Source organism: Acidovorax sp. NPDC077693, from assembly GCF_044542805.1.
Taxonomy (GTDB): Bacteria; Pseudomonadota; Gammaproteobacteria; order Burkholderiales; family Burkholderiaceae_C; genus Acidovorax.
In genome coordinates this window covers 1-15860 of record NZ_JBITVD010000009.1, presented here as the reverse complement: position 1 = coordinate 15860, position 15860 = coordinate 1, and the positions used below count along the sequence as shown (strand labels likewise).

General features: G+C 67.7%; 12 protein-coding genes. 7 read left to right on the top strand and 5 right to left on the bottom strand.

Annotated features, from left to right (window positions below; all coding sequences use genetic code 11):
- Positions 1 to 7: 7 nt before the first annotated feature.
- Positions 8 to 1717: an arginine--tRNA ligase gene (argS, locus tag ACIGHN_RS13815; RefSeq protein ID WP_396504835.1), complete on the bottom strand. Its 1710-nt coding sequence runs from the start codon at positions 1715 to 1717 to the stop codon at positions 8 to 10.
- Between the two features lie 396 nt (positions 1718 to 2113).
- Between argS and ACIGHN_RS13810 the strand changes: the two genes are divergently transcribed.
- On the top strand, positions 2114 to 2416 hold the full coding sequence (locus ACIGHN_RS13810) for a PsiF family protein (RefSeq protein WP_396504834.1): 303 nt from the start codon (positions 2114 to 2116) through the stop codon (positions 2414 to 2416).
- Positions 2417 to 2525: 109 nt separating this feature from the next.
- On the opposite strand, the gene ACIGHN_RS13805 is transcribed toward ACIGHN_RS13810, so the two are convergent.
- A complete protein-coding gene (locus ACIGHN_RS13805) occupies positions 2526 to 2972 on the bottom strand; it encodes a DUF2214 family protein (RefSeq protein WP_056420657.1) in 447 nt (148 codons plus the stop codon).
- Between the two features lie 266 nt (positions 2973 to 3238).
- The gene (locus ACIGHN_RS13800; RefSeq protein ID WP_056420548.1) at positions 3239 to 4588 is read right to left on the bottom strand and encodes a dicarboxylate/amino acid:cation symporter; all 1350 of its coding nucleotides are present in this window, start codon (positions 4586 to 4588) and stop codon (positions 3239 to 3241) included.
- A gap of 235 nt (positions 4589 to 4823) precedes the next feature.
- Between ACIGHN_RS13800 and ACIGHN_RS13795 the strand changes: the two genes are divergently transcribed.
- Positions 4824 to 7511 carry a PAS-domain containing protein gene (locus ACIGHN_RS13795; protein WP_396504832.1) on the top strand — a complete coding sequence of 896 codons (2688 nt, stop codon included), beginning with the start codon at positions 4824 to 4826 and terminating at the stop codon, positions 7509 to 7511.
- 156 nt (positions 7512 to 7667) lie between these two features.
- Here the strand turns inward: ACIGHN_RS13795 and ACIGHN_RS13790 are convergent, their stop codons facing one another.
- Together ACIGHN_RS13790 and ACIGHN_RS13785 are read right to left on the bottom strand one after the other, a co-directional pair.
- Positions 7668 to 8312, bottom strand: coding sequence for a LuxR C-terminal-related transcriptional regulator (locus ACIGHN_RS13790; RefSeq protein WP_396504830.1), 645 nt, complete (start codon positions 8310 to 8312; stop codon positions 7668 to 7670).
- 162 nt (positions 8313 to 8474) lie between these two features.
- Entirely contained in the window at positions 8475 to 9401 is a 927-nt protein-coding gene (locus tag ACIGHN_RS13785) for a LysR family transcriptional regulator (RefSeq protein WP_056172305.1), read from the bottom strand.
- Positions 9402 to 9712: 311 nt separating this feature from the next.
- On the opposite strand from ACIGHN_RS13785, the gene ACIGHN_RS13780 reads away from it, so the two are divergent.
- From ACIGHN_RS13780 to ACIGHN_RS13760, 5 genes are all read left to right on the top strand, one after another.
- On the top strand, positions 9713 to 11920 hold the full coding sequence (locus ACIGHN_RS13780; RefSeq protein WP_396504829.1) for a malate synthase G: 2208 nt from the start codon (positions 9713 to 9715) through the stop codon (positions 11918 to 11920).
- A 379-nt stretch (positions 11921 to 12299) separates the two neighbouring features.
- A complete protein-coding gene (locus ACIGHN_RS13775; protein ID WP_396504828.1) occupies positions 12300 to 12545 on the top strand; it encodes a cysteine-rich CWC family protein in 246 nt (81 codons plus the stop codon).
- Between the two features lie 67 nt (positions 12546 to 12612).
- Complete coding sequence (locus ACIGHN_RS13770) at positions 12613 to 12801, top strand: 4-oxalocrotonate tautomerase (RefSeq protein ID WP_007850839.1); 189 nt, start codon at positions 12613 to 12615, stop codon at positions 12799 to 12801.
- A gap of 296 nt (positions 12802 to 13097) precedes the next feature.
- Positions 13098 to 14582 (top strand): MFS transporter, encoded by a 1485-nt coding sequence (locus ACIGHN_RS13765; RefSeq protein ID WP_396504827.1) that lies wholly within the window; start codon positions 13098 to 13100, stop codon positions 14580 to 14582.
- Positions 14583 to 14871: 289 nt separating this feature from the next.
- Entirely contained in the window at positions 14872 to 15639 is a 768-nt protein-coding gene (locus tag ACIGHN_RS13760; RefSeq protein ID WP_056420565.1) for a class II glutamine amidotransferase, read from the top strand.
- Positions 15640 to 15860 lie beyond the last annotated feature (221 nt).

The following is a 15860-nucleotide window of genomic DNA, read 5'->3' as shown; positions in this document are numbered from 1 at the left end:
TGACTGCTTACATTCTGGCTGGAGCCGATACGCCCAGCACGGCCAGGCCATTGTGCAATACCTGTGCGGTGGCCGCGACCAGCGCCAGGCGGGCCTTCTTCACGGCCTCGTCGTCGACCAGGATGCGCTCGGCATCGTAGTAGCTGTGGTAGCTGGCGGCCAGGTCGCGCAGGTAGAAGGTGACGTCGTGCGGCGCCTCGCCGTCGGCGGCGGCCGTGAGCATCTCGGGGTACTTGGCCAGTTGCAGCATCAGCGCCTGGGCCTGCGGGCCCTGCAGCGCCGACAGGTCGACGCCGTGCAGCGACGCCACGTCACCACCGCCGGCCTCTTGCCAGGCCCGCAGCACCGACTGGATGCGCGCGTGGGCGTACTGCACGTAGTACACCGGGTTGTCGTTGTTCTGCGCGACGGCCAGGTCCACGTCGAAGGTGTACTCGGTGTCGGGCTTGCGGCTCAAGAGGAAGAAGCGGACCGCGTCCTTGCTGGTCCACTCGATCAGGTCGCGCAGCGTGACGTAGCTGCCCGCGCGCTTGCTGATCTTGACCTCTTCGCCGCCCTTGACCACGCGCACCATGGTGTGCAGCACGTAGTCGGGGTAGCCCTGCGGAATGCCCACATCGGCCGCCTGCAGGCCGGCGCGCACGCGGGCGATGGTGCCGTGGTGGTCCGTGCCCTGGATGTTGACGACCTTGGTGAAGCCGCGCTCCCACTTGGCGATGTGGTAGGCCACGTCGGGCACGAAGTAGGTGTACGTGCCGTCCTTCTTGCGCATGACCCGGTCCTTGTCATCGCCGTAGTCCGTGCTTTTGAGCCACAGCGCACCGTCCTGCTCGTAGGTCTTGCCGTTGGCGACGAGCTTGTTCACCGTGGCGTCCACGCGGCCGCTGGTGTACAGGCTCGACTCGAGGTAGTACTCGTCGAACTTCAGGTTGAAGGCCTGCAGGTCCTTGTCCTGCTCGTTGCGCAAGTAGGCCACGGCGAACTGGCGGATGGATTCCACATCTTCCACGTCGCCGCTGGCGGTGAACTCGCGGTCGTCGGCCTTGACGGTCTTCCCGGCGAGGAAGTCATTGGCGATCTCCTGGATGTACTCGCCGTTGTAGAACGCCTTGCTGGCCGGGTTCTCCGGGTCGATGGGCCAGCAGTCGTCACCGGGCTTGAAGCCCTTGGCGCGCAACTGGGTGCTGGTGGTCAGCGTGTGGATCTGCACGCCCGCGTCGTTGTAGTAGAACTCGCGGTGCACCTTCCAGCCCTGGGTGCTGAACAGGTTGCAGATCGCGTCGCCCAGGGCCGCCTGGCGGCCGTGGCCCACGTGCAGGGGACCTGTGGGGTTGGCCGAGACGAACTCGACCAGCACGCGCTGGCCGTTGTCCTTTTGGTAGCCAAAGCGCTCGCCAGCGGCCAGCACCTCGCGCACCACTTCCTGCTTGGCGGCGGGCTTCAACCGGATGTTCAGAAAGCCCGGGCCGGCGATCTCGATGGCATCGACCCAGCGGGCGAAGGCCGGCGTGGCCTCCAGCGCCGCCTTGAGCTGCTCGCCCAGCGCGCGCGGGTTGAGCTTGAGCGGCTTGGCCAGCTGCATGGCGGCGGTGCAGGCGAAATCGCCATGCGCGGCCACTTTGGGGGATTCGAAGGCAGCCCGCCCCGCAGAGCCGGGCGACAGTTTTTCCAGCTCGCCGGCCAGGGCCGCGAGCAATTCATTTTTTGCAGTGAGCATCGGCGGATTTTACGGGGCGTCCCATGCCGGCTCGCGGCACCCTGTGGCAACGGGCACCATGTGTGCTTTTTTTGCTTCTCGCCAGAGGGCGTGCGGGACGGAGGAAGTCTGTGCGGGGAGTGATCGTCAAGACGCCGTGGCGCTGGCTTCGGCGGGGCGACCTCATTGTTGCCCGGGCGGCTGGCATACGGCGCCAGACGGCACCAGCCAGCTCCAGCACACGCTGCGCAGCCGTTCACCAAGCGGTCGCGCCGCAAAAACAACCAATGACCCAGGGGCATGGCGCATAAGCTGCCGAAGGGGTCGGTGCCGCACTGTTTCGCGTTGTAGGCCCGCACGTTCTATGGTGCAATTCCGCCGGGACCCACCTACAACGCATTCACTCCAGGAGCTTCCATGAAACAGCTGATTTCCCTGACTGCACTCGGCCTGGCCCTGACCCTGGGCGCCAGCGTCCACGCCGCCGAAGACGCCAAGGCGCCGACCAAGCAGCAATCCAAGATGGCCACCTGCAACGCCGACGAAAAGGCCAAGACGCTCAAGGGCGACGAACGCAAGGCGTTCATGAAGGAATGCCTGTCTGCCAACAAGCAAGAAAAGCAGCAGACCAAGATGAAGACCTGCAACGCCGACGAAAAAGCCAAGACGCTCAAGGGCGACGAACGCAAGGCCTTCATGAGTGAGTGCCTGAAGGGCTGACATGCCCCACCGGCCCGGCGCTGCCGCGCCACCCGCCCACAAAAAAGCCCGCCCGTGACAGCCACCGGCGGGCTTTGTCGTCTGAACGCGAGCGGTCGGGCAACCGCCCCTACCAGCCCCTCGCCCAGAACACCGCAATCACCGCCACCACGGGCAGTCCGTGCGCCTGCATCATCACCAGGCGGCGCACCTTCTTCACTTCCAGCGCATCCGGCAGGGCACCCGTGGCCCGCAGGTTGCGGCGCCAGCGCCGGAACATGATCGACGGCCAGATCGACAGGAGGGCCAGGACCACCACGAGCGTGATCTTGATGTGGAACAGCGGCTGCGACACGTACCAGGACGCGCCTTTGACGCCCCACAGAAGGCGTGCCAGGCCACTGCCGATCATCAGCATGGCGGCCGCGCCGTAGATCGCATCCAGCCGCGCAAGGCGCTCGACGACGGCGGCGTTCATCCATTCGATGCGGCACAAGGCCGCCTGGCTCGACAAAAAGACCACAAAGGTCAGGATGGCCACCAGATGCAGGGCGGCCAGGGTGGCTTCGAGGGTCATGGGGGTTTCCTTGTCATCGCGGCCTCCGTGTGCGGCGCTGTGGGCGCGCTGCTCCACTGGGGAACCGGTTGGCGGCCATTGTGCTTGAGGAAGCTGCCCGTTCACCGCGGGGCACCACCGCCGAAGGCCTTCGACTCCTGCGTCGGCACCCCATGAACACGCGCTGAACCAGCTTTGCGACGCAGTAGCCCCCACGCAAAAAGCGGTGCAGACCCGAAGGCCCGCACCGCTTTTTTGGGGGATTGAATGGCAGTTCGCCGTGCAGATCAGGCGGGCCTCACGGCAGACGACACCACCGGCGCCACTTCTTCCACCAGGGGGAGAGGCTGGGGCTCGCCGTCCAGCGCGGCGTTCAGGCGGTCATAGTCCAGCGCGTTTTCCCAGCGCGAGACCACCACCGTGGCCACGGCATTGCCGATGAAATTGGTCAGCGAGCGGCATTCGCTCATGAAACGGTCCACACCCAGGATCAGCGCCATGCCGGCCACGGGCACTTCGGGCACCACGGCCAGCGTGGCGGCCAGGGTGATGAAGCCGGCGCCCGTGACGCCCGCCGCGCCCTTGGACGACAGCATGGCCACGAGCAGCAGCGCCACCTGGTGGCCCAGCGTGAGGTGGGTGTCGGTGGCCTGCGCGATGAACAGCGCGGCCAGCGTCATGTAGATGTTGGTGCCGTCCAGGTTGAACGAGTAACCGGTGGGCACCACCAGGCCGACGACGGACTTCTTGCAGCCGGCGCGCTCCATCTTTTCCATCAGCGACGGCAGGGCCGACTCGGACGACGACGTGCCCAGCACCAGCAGCAGCTCGGCCTTGAGGTACTTGATCAGCTTGAACACCGAGAAGCCGCAGGCGCGGGCCACGGCGCCCAGGATGACGATCACGAACAATAGCGAGGTGATGTAGAACGTGGCGACCAGCTCGGCCAGGTTGAGCAGCGAGCCCAGGCCGAACTTGCCGATGGTGAAGGCCATGGCCCCGAACGCGCCGATGGGGGCGGCCCGCATGACGATGTTGACCACCTTGAACACGGGCACCGTCAGCGATTCAAGAAACGCCTGCACCGGCTTGCCCGCATTGCCAGACAGCGCCAGCGCCACGCCGAAGAGCACGGCCACCAGCAGCACCTGCAGGATGTTGTCGCCCACGAAGGGGCTCACCAGCGTCTTGGGGATGATGTCCATGGCGAAGCCGGTCAGCGTCATGTCGTGGGACTTGGCCACGTAGGTGCTGACTTCCTTCTGGTCCAGGTCGGCCGGGTTGATGTGCATGCCGGCGCCCGGCTGCATCACGTTGGCCACCACCAGGCCCACCACCAGCGCCAGGGTGGAGAAGGTCAGGAAGTACGCCATGGCCTTGCCGAACACGCGGCCCACTGTGGACAGCTGCGACATGCCGGCGATGCCGGTCACGATGGTCAGAAAGATCACCGGCGCGATGATCATCTTGATCAGTTTGATGAACGCGTCGCCCAGCGGCTTGAGCGCCGCGCCGTAGGCCGGCTCGAAGTGGCCCAGCAGCACGCCCAGGATGATGGCGACCACCACCTGGAAGTACAGTTGCCGGTAGAAAGGCAGCCGCACGGGGTGGGCTGTGGGAGCGGTGATGGCTTGCATGGGGATGTCTCCTGAAATCACGGTGACTGCACCAGCGGGGTGCGTCGAGGGTGCCGTTTGTACCGCTGCCCCTGGATTCAGCCGATAACCTATTGGTATTAGTCGGTCGCACCGCCAGAGGGCGCCCCACGCCCCAACATAGGGAAAACACCTAGTCTCCGGCGGGCTCAGGCACACTCGGTGACCCCACCATCGAAGCCCCGGGCCTTCCTCCCGGCACCCTGTTTTCTGCTCCATGACGACGCCGCGCCTTCGCAAATTCTGGACCCTGCTGATCCTGCTCGCCGGCATGGCGGGCAGCATGTTCGTGGCCGGGCAGTGGGCGTGGCAGCACTCGCTGTACGAGGAGAGCGACAACGTGCAGCGGCAGCTGGCGCTGTACGGCCAGACGCTGGCCCAGCGCATCGACCGCTACCGCACCCTGCCCGAGGTGCTGGCGCTGGACGCGCAGCTGCAGGACGCGCTCACCCGCACCCTGAGCTCGGCCGAGGTGGAGCAGCTCAACCTCAAGCTTGAGCAGGCCAACGGCGCGAGCCAGTCGTCCACGCTCACCCTGATCAACCGCGAAGGCCTGGCCGTGGCGGCCAGCAACTGGCGCACCGCGACCAGCAACGTGGGCGTGGACTACAGCTTCAGGCCGTATGTACAGGAGGCCCTGGCGCGGGGGCGCGGCAGCTTCTACGGCATCGGGGTGACGACGGGCGAGCCCGGCTACTTCCTGTCGCAGGCCATCCGCGACGCGGGGGGCCAGCTGCTGGGGCTGGTGGCGATCAAGATCGCGCTGCAGGAGCTCGAGCGCGAGTGGCTGCAGACGCCGGACATCGTGCTGGCCTCCGACGCGCACGGCGTGGTGTTCCTGGCCAGCCAGGACGCGTGGCGCTACCGCCTGCTCGAACCCCTGGGCGACGAGGAGCGCCGCGAACTCAACGCCACGCGCCAGTACTCGAACCAGCCGCTGCGCCCGCTGGATTACCGCGTGGACGACCACATGGACAACGGGGGCCGCCTGGTGCGCATGCTGTCGTCCGACCTGCCGCCCCTGCCCGGCCGCGTGCTGTGGCAGACCCAGCCGCTGCCCGGCACGCCCTGGCAGCTGCACCTGGTGCACGAGACGCACAGCAGCATCGCCGACAGCCGCTGGGCCGCCGCGGCCGGCGGCGGCGGGTGGCTGGCACTGGCCCTGCTGGTACTGTTCGTGCGCCAGCGTCAGCGCCTGGCCCACCTGCGCCAGCGCAGCCGCCAGGAGCTGGAGACCGTGCTGCAGCAGCATGCCCAGGAGCTGCGCACCGCCCAGGACGGCATCGTGCAGGCGGCGCAAGAGGCCGCGCAGCAGACCGACACGGGACTGTCGCGCAGCCTGGAGCACCTGCCCCAAGGCGTGGTCATCATCGATGCCGACCTGAACCTGGTGGCCTGGAACTCGCGCTACGTGCAGCTGTTTCGCTACCCCGCCGACCTGATGCGCGTGGGTCAGCCCATTGCGGACCTGCTGCGCCACAACGCCCGCCGCGGCCTGCTGGGCCCCGGCCCGGCCGACGAGGCGATCGAGCGGCGCCTGTCGCACCTGCGCAGCGGCCTGCCCCACCTGCACGAGAGCGCCAAGGGCGACGGCACGGTGCTCGAGATCCGCGGCAACCCGCTGCCCGAGGGCGGCTTCGTGACGAGCTACGCCGACATCACCAGCTACAAGAACGCCGCGCGCGAGCTGCGGTCCCTCGCCGATGCGCTGGAGCAGCGCGTAGCCGACCGCACCCGCGACCTGGACGCCGCCCGGCGCGAGGCCGAGCGCGCCAACCGCTATAAAACCCGCTTCGTGGCCGCGGCCGTGCACGACCTGCTGCAGCCGCTGAACGCCGCGCGCATGTTCACCTCGCTGCTGCGCAGCCACCTGCACGACGACGCCGAGCGGCGCACGGTGGACAGCATCGACGGCGCGCTTGCGTCGCAGGACGCGATCTTGAGCAGCCTGCTCGACATCTCGCGCATGGAGTCGGGGCAACTGGACGTGCACATCCACGACGTGGCCCTGGGCCCGCTGCTGCAGGTGCTGGCGCACAACTTCGGCGTGCTGGCCGAAAGCCAGGGCCTGCAGCTCAGCTGCGTGCCCACGCGCGCCGTGGTGCGCACCGATGAAAACCTGCTGCGCCGCATCCTGCAGAACTTCGTCTCCAACGCCATCCGCTACAGCCGGCACGGGCGCATCGTGGTGGGCTGCCGGCGCGTGGGCCACCCCGGCGGAACCCACCTGCGCATCGAGGTGCACGACCAGGGCCCGGGCATCCCCGAGGCGCTGCAGCGCGAGATCTTCGAGGAGTTCCGCCGCCTGGACGAAGGCCGCGCCGACGACCGCGGCGCGGGCCTGGGTCTGGCGATCGTCGAGCGCCTGGGCCGCCTGCTGGGCCACGAGATCGGGTTGCGCTCGCAACTGGGCCGCGGCAGCGTGTTCTGGGTCTGCGTGCCGCTGGGCGACCCCGCCGCCGCCCAGTTGCCCGCCGCCGCACCGGCCACCGTGCAGCAGCAGCCGCAGGAAGACGCCCCGCTGCAAGGCAGCACCGCCTGGGTGATCGAGGACGACGGCCCCACCTGCGCCGCCACGCGCGCCCTGCTGGAGCGCTGGGGCTGCCAGGTGCCCCTGGCCGGCGGCGCCCCCGAAGCCTTGGCGCACGCCGAACGCGGCCAGGCACCGCACCTGGTGCTGCTGGACGTGCACCTGGGCGCCACCCACCATGGCCCCGATGTGTACACAGAGCTGTGCGACCGCTGGGGCCAGGCCCCCGCCGTGATCCTGGTCACCGCCGAGCGCGACGCCACGCTGCGCCGGCAGGCGGCGGAACGGGGATGGGGTTTTCTGGCCAAGCCGGTGCGGGCGCCGGCGCTGCGGGCGTTGGTGAGCCAGACCTTGCTCAGGCTGCGGGAGAAATAGCGGGGTCATGAGGCAGCGGGCTTCGGCGGGCCCGGTCTGCACGGATGCATGGCCCCGGTGCGCATTCACATATTCAGATTTGATAGCTGCCAGCGCTTGCGAGGCAAGCGCCAGAGACCATTCTCCCCCCACGCAGCGCACATCGCGCAATTCGTTTTACCCCGCCCCGCCCTCGTCCGCCTCCAGGCTTTTGACCAGCACCGCCGCCTGCGTGCGGCTGTAGCACGCGAGCTTCTTCAGGATGGCCGTGACGTGCACCTTCACCGTGTTTTCCGCCAGGCCCAGCGCAGCGGCGATCTGCTTGTTGAGCAGCCCGTCCGCCAGGCACAGCAGCACCCGGAACTGCTGGGGTGTGAGCTGCGCCAGCCGTGCGGCCAGCTCGGCGTCGGCCTCCGACCGCTCGGCCGCCATGGGGGGGAACCAGCTGCCGCCGTCGAGCACGGCCTCGATGGCCTCGCCCATGGACTCGGCCGGTGCGGACTTGGGGATGAAGCCCGCCGCGCCGAACTGCTGCGCGCGGCGGATGACGCGCGGGTGGTCGTTGGAGGAGATGATCACCACCGGCAACTCGGGGTACTCGCCGCGCACATGCAGCAGCGACGAGAAGCCGCGGGCGCCGGGCATGCTCAGGTCCAGCAGCACCAGTTCGACCTCGGGATGGTCCTGCAGCGCGGTCCCCAGCGTGGCCGCGCTGGCCGCCTCGAGCGTGCGGAACTGCGGCAGGCGCTCGCGCAGAACGTGCAGCACGGCCGCGCGGAACAGGGGGTGGTCGTCAGCGACCAGGAGGGTGGGGTCGGACATGGAGTGCGCAGTCTGCCACGGGGCGGCCCATCAGTGCCACATGCCGCCCGGAGCGGGCCGACGAACGAGGCGCGCCCAGGCCAGCGCCAACGTGGAGCCGGCTTGGCGCCCGTAGGCACGCCGCTTCGCGTCGGAGGACGGCGTGCAGCGGTTCCGGGGGACTCATGCGCCTTTCCAGAACGCAGGTTGTGCGTACTGGTGTTTCAGGAAGTCGATCCACAGCCGCACGCGCAGCGGCAGGTGCTTGCGCTGGGGGAACACCACGTAGATGCCGTTGGGCGGCGCGGCGAAGTCCTCCAGCACCGCGACCAGGCGGCCCGCGGCGATCTCGGCCTCGACCTCCCAGGTGCTGCGCCAGGCGATGCCCCAGCCGCCCAGGCACCAGTCGTGCAGCACCTGGCCGTCGGAGCAGTCGAGCGGCCCGCCGGGCTTGAGGTGCATGACCTCGGTGCCACCATCGTCACCCAGAGGCACGCGAAACGCCCAGCCGCGCGTCTGCGAGGCGTCGCTCGACAGCGTGAGGCAGTCGTGCTGCACGAGTTCTGCCGGCGCGCGCGGGGTGCCGCGCCGCGCCAGGTATTCCGGCGTGGCCACGCACAGGCGGCGGTTGTCGGCGATGCGCACGCTCACCAGCGACGAGTCGGGCAGGTCGCCCACGCGCACGGCGCAGTCGAAACCCTCGCCGGCCAGGTCCACCACACGGTCGCTGAGGTTCAGCGAGATGGTCACGTCCGGGTGCGCCGAGCGAAACCGCGGCACCAGCGGCGCGACGTGGCGGCGGCCAAAGCCCGCGGGCGCGGTGATGCGCAGGTGGCCCGTGGCCTTGACCCCGCCTTCGGACACGCTGGCCTCGGCATTGGCCACGTCGGACAGCAGGCGCTGGCAGTCTTCCAGAAACGCGCTGCCTTCGTGCGTGAGGCTGATGCGGCGCGTGGTGCGCACCAGGAGCTTGACGCCCAGGTGCTCTTCGAGCGCGTCGAGCCTCCGCCCCATGATGGCGGGCGCCACGCCCTCGGCCTTGGCCGCTGCCGTGAGGCTGCCGCGCGTGGCCACCGAGACAAAGGATTCGAAGGCCTTGAGTTTGTCCATGGGCGGTGATTATGGGGACAACGGGCGCGCGCCCTCCCGGGTGTCGGCAGGAGGATCCGGGCCGGAAATATGACCGAAAGAGGCCCCTGTCGCTTACCTATCCAGCGCTGGCAGCTATTATTTTTATAGTAATTGCGCGCTCTGCACCCGGGTGAACAAGCCCTCCACCTTTGCGTAAAAGTCACTGGTTTCCAGCTTTTCTGCATATTTATGTGGGCAAACATTTGCAATACAGTGTGCCCATGGCCCGCGCTGCGGGCGGCTCCGTTTTTTTTGTTCCTCCCATTTCATCCATCCTTCAAGGCTCTCCCATGACCGACCGCACCACCGTCCACGGCCTGCAAGTGGCCACCTCCCTGTACCGCTTTGTCGACGACAAGGTGCTGCCCGGCACGGGTGTCGATGCCGGCGCGTTCTGGAAGGGTTTTGACGCCATCGTGGCCGACCTGGCCCCGCGCAACATCGCCCTGCTGGCCGAGCGCGACCGCCTGCAGACCGAGCTCGACACCTGGCACAAGGCCAACCCCGGCCCCATCAAGGACATGGTGGCCTACCGCGGCTTCCTGGAAAAGATCGGCTACCTGGTGCCCCAGCCCGCCGACGTCAAGGCCACCACGGCCAATGTGGACGACGAGCTGGCCACCCAGGCCGGCCCGCAACTGGTGGTGCCCATCCTGAACGCCCGCTACGCGCTGAATGCCGCCAACGCCCGCTGGGGCAGCCTTTACGACGCGCTGTACGGCACGGACGCCATCAGTGACGAAGGCGGTGCCGAAAAGGGCAAGGGCTACAACCCAGTGCGCGGCGCCAAGGTGATCGCGTTCGCGCGCCAGGTGCTGGACGACACGGCGCCCCTGGCCAGCGGCTCGCACAAGGATTCGACCGGCTACAAGGTCGAAGGCGGCCAGCTGGTGGTGTCTCTTGCCAACGGCTCCACGACGGGCCTGAAGGACGCATCGCAGTTCAAGGGCTACCAGGGCGATGCCGCCGCGCCCAAGTCGGTGCTGCTGCAGCACAACGGCCTGCACCTCGATATCCAGATCGACCGCGCAACGCCCATCGGCCAGACCGATGCCGCGGGCGTGAGCGACCTGGTGCTGGAAGCGGCCCTGTCCACCATCCTGGACCTGGAAGACTCCGTGGCCGCTGTGGACGCCGAGGACAAGGTGCTGGGCTACAGCAACTGGCTGGGCATCATCCAGGCCACGCTGACCGAGCAGGTCGCCAAGGGCGGCAAGACCATCACGCGCGGACTGAACCCCGACCGCGTCTATACCGGCCCGGCCGGTGGCGAAGTGCGCCTGCATGGCCGCTCGCTCATGTTCCTGCGCAACGTGGGCCACCTGATGACCAACCCGGCCATCCTGTGGACCGACGCGCAGGGCCAGGTGCGCGAGATCCCTGAAGGCATCATGGACGCGGTCGTGACCACTGCCATCGCGCTGCACGACCTGCAAGGGCACGGCAAAGACGGCATCCGCAACTCCCGCAAGGGCAGCGTCTACATCGTCAAGCCCAAGATGCACGGCCCCGCCGAAGTGGGCTTTGCGAGCGACCTGTTCGGCCGCGTGGAGCAACTGCTGGGCCTGCCCGCCAACACCGTGAAGCTGGGCATCATGGACGAGGAGCGCCGCACGTCCGTCAACCTGAAGGCCTGCATCGCCGCCGCGTCGGCCCGCGTGGCCTTCATCAACACCGGCTTCCTGGACCGCACCGGCGACGAGATGCACACCGCCATGCACGCCGGCCCCATGGTGCGCAAGGGCGACATGAAGACCAGCGCCTGGATCCAGTCGTACGAGAAGAACAACGTGCTCGTGGGCCTGTCGTGCGGACTGCGCGGCAAGGCGCAGATCGGCAAGGGCATGTGGGCCATGCCCGACCTGATGGCCGAGATGCTCAAGCAAAAGATCGCCCACCCCAAGGCCGGCGCCAACACCGCCTGGGTGCCCAGCCCGACGGGTGCCACGCTGCACGCGCTGCACTATCACCAGGTCAAGGTGAGCGACATCCAGATCGAGCTGGAAAAGACCGACGCCAACGCCGAGCGCGACAACCTGCTGACCGGCCTGCTGACCGTGCCCGTGGCCGCCGCGCCCAACTGGAGCGATGCCGAGAAGCAGCAGGAGCTGGACAACAACGCCCAGGGCATCCTGGGCTACGTGGTGCGCTGGGTGGACCAGGGCGTGGGCTGCTCCAAGGTGCCCGACATCCACAACGTGGGCCTGATGGAAGACCGCGCCACGCTGCGCATCAGCAGCCAGCACATGGCCAACTGGCTGCTGCACGGCGTGGTGACCGAAGCGCAGGTGCGCGAGACCTTCGAACGCATGGCGGCGGTGGTGGACGGCCAGAATGCGGGCGACGCGCTGTACCAGCCGATGGCCGGCCACTTCGACACCAGCATGGCGTACAAGGCGGCTTGCGACCTGGTCTTCCAGGGCCAGGCGCAGCCCAGCGGCTACACCGAGCCCCTGCTGCACGCCTGGCGCCTGAAGCTCAAGGCCGCGCAGGCCTGATGAGTGGGCAGGCGTGACGGCCTCCCCGAGGCAGCTGCCCCCTCTGCAGGCTGGCTGACCTGGGAAGGCTGTACTGATCTGTGCTGATCCGATGCGTGCAATCGGCTGCTGACACATCGCAGCCCAAATGCTATCAAAAATATAGCTATTAGCGCTTGTCCATCAAGCGGTAGCAGCTATTTTTTCTTATACCCATCGCAGTGCAAGCGCGCACAGGGCACGCGGCGGGGTTGGCAGGCAGCGAGAACGGGTCATGCGCGCCGCCCGCTGCGCCCGCGCCAGACCCGGTCAGCGGGATAACCCGCGGCGGGCACACAGCGGGCACCCGCCGTACACTGGCCCGCGGGCGCCGCCCCACAGGCGGCCCACCTGCGCTGCCATGCCCCACCCCTCGGACCCCGACACCTCCCACTGCCCCTTGTGCGGCCAGCCCAACGGCTGCGCCATCGCGGCGGGGCGCGCGCCCGAGAGTTGCTGGTGCATGGCCCAGACCATCGACCGTGCAGCGTTGGCCCGTGTGCCGGCCGATCAACGCGAGCGGGCCTGCATCTGTCCTGCCTGCGGCGCACCCGCAGCAGCCGATGGCGTGGCAGCGCCGGGTGTACCGCCCAACCCGCCGATATGATTTGGCGCTTGCCGCTGCTCAGCGTTGAACAGCAGTTCTTCTTTTTAATGCCTACAAGGAATCAGATATGCCGACGTACCACGTTGAAATGATGGAAGGCCGCACGGTCGAACAAAAGCGCAAGCTGGTGGAAGAGATCACCCGCGTCTCCGTCGAGGTGCTGGGCGGCTCGCCCGAATCGGTGGACATCCTGATCACCGACATCAAGCGCGAGAACTGGGCCACGGGCGGCAAGCTCTGGTCCGAGCGGACCTGACATGGCGCCATCCGGCTGCGTTGGCAGTTGGGTCGCACCCGTGACGGGACGGGCGGCATCGCCGCACCACCCGGGGCGGGTGCAGCCTGACGGTGCGGTGCCCCGCCAGCGCATCCGCGTGCCCTGGCCGGCCTGCACACTCCGTGGCCCGGGCCGGGCCCGTGGTACCGGTTGCCTTGATGGCCGCCTGCGCGGCACCATAGACGCGGTGACCACATCACCGGCCCGCCCTAGCGTTCACCACGCCGTCCGCCCATCCGCCGTCGCGCCGCCGGCCCCATTGCACCGAACAGCCCATGAACAACTCCCAGACCTCCGGTTCCCTGGCCGTACTGCGTGAACGCTACGGAGAGCGCTACCGCTGGCTGGTGCTGCTGTCCGTCATGGTGGGCACGATGGCATCGATCATGTCGTCCACCATCGTGAACGTGGCCATCCCGGACATGAGCCACTACTTCACGCTGGGCCAGGAGCGGGCGCAGTGGGTGACCTCGGGGTTCATGGTCGCCACCACCGTCTCCATGCTCACCACGCCGTGGCTGCTGTCGCGCTATGGCTACCGTGCCACGTATGTGGGCGCGATGCTGCTGCTGCTGGCCGGCGGCATCGGCGGGGGCCTGGCGCGCGACTTCGGTCTGGTGCTGGTCGCCCGTGTGGCCGAGGGCCTGGCGGCCGGCGTGGTGCAGCCCATACCGGCCGTCATCATCCTGTACGCCTTCAAGCCGCACGAGCAGGGCCGCGCGAGCGGCATCTTCGGCATGGGCGTGGTGCTGGCCCCGGCGATCGGGCCCAGCATCGGCGGGCTGCTGGTGGACTGGTTCGGATGGCGCTCCATCTTCTTCATGGTGGTGCCGCTGTGCCTGGCGTCCATCGCGCTGGCCTACAAATACGTGCCCGTCACCGCACCGGGCGGGGTCGAGGCCAACCGGCAGGGGCAGGCGCTGGACTGGCGCGGCCTGCTGCTCGGCACCGTGGGCACGCTGTGCCTGCTCAACGGGCTGGTGTCGCTGCACGGCGGCTCCGTGGCCGAGGCCGGCGCCCTGCTGCTGGGTGCCGCCGTGTCGGTCGGGCTTTTCATCGCGTGGCAACGCCGGCAGTTGCAGCAGGGTCGAAAGCCGTTGATGGACCTGCGCCTGTTCCAATACCGGCAGTTCGCGATGGGCAGCGTGGTGGCGTTCATCTACGGCACCGCCCTCTTCGGCTCCACCTATCTCCTGCCCGTGTTCATGCAACTTGGCCTGGAGCTGTCGGCATCGCATGTGGGCACGCTGATGCTGCCGGCAGGCTTTGTGCTGGCCGCCACCATTGCCTTCGTGGGCCGCCTGGCTGACCGGCAACCCACCCATCTGCTCGTGAGCATCGGTCTGGCGCTGTTGGCCCTGTCGTTCGGGCTGATGGTGTTCGTGGGCCTGGGGGTGTCACTGTGGATTCTGGTGGCGCTGGCGATTCTGGGGCGTATCGGCCTGGGGTTCATCCTGCCGTCGCTCAACCTGGGCTCGATGCGGCCCCTCGACAAATCGCTGATCTCACAAGGCTCCAGCAGCATCGGCTTTTTGCGCATGCTGGGCGGCGCTGCCGGGGTGAGCCTGTGCGGCATCGTGCTCGAATGGCGGCTCGGCGCGCATGGCGCAGCGCTGGCCGCGGGGGCCAGCAACCCGGCGCGCATCGCGGCATTCGGCGAGACGTTTCTGATGCTGACCTTGCTGTGCGGTCTGGCGCTGGTCGCTGCCTGGCAATTGAAGGAAGCGCCAGCCAAGTCGGACTCCGCAGGGGCTGTTTGAACGGCCACGGCCTGTCGATCGCATCGGGAACACACTGGCGGGTGTGCCACGTGGGAGTAGCAGCCACCCCGGCCCTGCAGCGGGTGTGCGCGGTCTGGACCAGGCGCTGCCCCCTCGCCCACGCATGTTTGAACCCTGATCAGCGGGCAGACGCTCCGGGGCGCACCCTGGAGCGCTATAAATGGGGTGGCTGGCAGGACCGCCACCTCTGCCGCCTGCGTGGCACAGTGCCGGGCCTCCGTAGGCCCGGCCACACTTTCAGGAACATTGCCGAAATGGAAATCAAGTCATGTGCCAATTGCTCGGCATGAACTGCAACGTCCCGACGGACGTGACCTTCAGCTTCACAGGTTTCGCACAGCGCGGCGGCAAGACCGACCACCACAGCGACGGCTGGGGGATCGCGTTCTTCGAGGACAAGGGCCTCAGGCACTTCGTGGACCACCTGCCCGCCGTGGATTCCCCGGTGGCCGAGCTGATCCGGCGCTACCCCATCAAGAGCCGCAACGTCATCGCCCACATCCGCAAGGCCACGCAGGGCGTGGTGAGCCTGCAGAACTGCCACCCCTTCGTGCGCGAACTGTGGGGCCGCTACTGGGTGTTTGCGCACAACGGCGACCTCAAGGATTTTCGGCCCCGGCTGCATTCGCATTTCCGGCCGGTGGGAGACACCGACAGTGAACATGCCTTCTGTTGGATCATGCAGGAGCTCGCCAAGTCGCACGCCAGTGTTCCCACCGTGCGGGAGCTCACCCTGACCCTCAAGGAACTGGCGGCGCGCATCAGCCCGCACGGCACTTTCAACTTTTTGCTCTCCAACGGCCAGGCCCTGTGGAGCCATGCGTCGACCAGCCTTTATTACATCGAGCGCCGGCACCCGTTCGGCGAGGCGCAGCTGAGCGACGAGGACGTGCGGCTGGATTTTTCCCGCGAGACGGACGAGCGGGACGAGGTGGCAGTGATCGTGACGAGCCCGCTGACGACGAACGAAGAATGGACAGCGTTCGGCAAGGGGGAGCTGCTGGTTTTCGAGCAGGGTAGAAGGCTGTCGATCTAGTCTGGGCGAGGCGGTGTATTGCTCAAAAGCCACGGCTTAGGAGGGCAAAGCGGCTTGGTGGCGAAACCGTCTAGCAACTCACCGGACATCGACCGGTTCCAAGCAATCCCATCTTTCGGATCGCGCAAAGCAAAAAACCCCAGTCATGACTGACTGGGGTTTTCTGGGCTGTAAGAGCCTGACGATGACCTACTTTCACACGGGAACCCGCACTATCATCG

Excerpts from the sequence above, each read along its gene's own strand:
- ACIGHN_RS13800 (WP_056420548.1), bottom strand. The coding sequence starts at position 4,588 with ATGCAAGCCATCACCGCTCCCACAGCCCACCCCGTGCGGCTGCCTTTC.
- ACIGHN_RS13810 (WP_396504834.1), top strand. The coding sequence starts at position 2,114 with ATGAAACAGCTGATTTCCCTGACTGCACTCGGCCTGGCCCTGACCCTG.
- ACIGHN_RS13770 (WP_007850839.1), top strand. The coding sequence starts at position 12,613 with ATGCCGACGTACCACGTTGAAATGATGGAAGGCCGCACGGTCGAACAA.
- argS (WP_396504835.1), bottom strand. The coding sequence starts at position 1,717 with ATGCTCACTGCAAAAAATGAATTGCTCGCGGCCCTGGCCGGCGAGCTG.
- ACIGHN_RS13795 (WP_396504832.1), top strand. The coding sequence starts at position 4,824 with ATGACGACGCCGCGCCTTCGCAAATTCTGGACCCTGCTGATCCTGCTC.
- ACIGHN_RS13760 (WP_056420565.1), top strand. The coding sequence starts at position 14,872 with ATGTGCCAATTGCTCGGCATGAACTGCAACGTCCCGACGGACGTGACC.
- ACIGHN_RS13780 (WP_396504829.1), top strand. The coding sequence starts at position 9,713 with ATGACCGACCGCACCACCGTCCACGGCCTGCAAGTGGCCACCTCCCTG.
- ACIGHN_RS13775 (WP_396504828.1), top strand. The coding sequence starts at position 12,300 with ATGCCCCACCCCTCGGACCCCGACACCTCCCACTGCCCCTTGTGCGGC.
- ACIGHN_RS13790 (WP_396504830.1), bottom strand. The coding sequence starts at position 8,312 with ATGTCCGACCCCACCCTCCTGGTCGCTGACGACCACCCCCTGTTCCGC.
- ACIGHN_RS13805 (WP_056420657.1), bottom strand. The coding sequence starts at position 2,972 with ATGACCCTCGAAGCCACCCTGGCCGCCCTGCATCTGGTGGCCATCCTG.
- ACIGHN_RS13785 (WP_056172305.1), bottom strand. The coding sequence starts at position 9,401 with ATGGACAAACTCAAGGCCTTCGAATCCTTTGTCTCGGTGGCCACGCGC.
- ACIGHN_RS13765 (WP_396504827.1), top strand. The coding sequence starts at position 13,098 with ATGAACAACTCCCAGACCTCCGGTTCCCTGGCCGTACTGCGTGAACGC.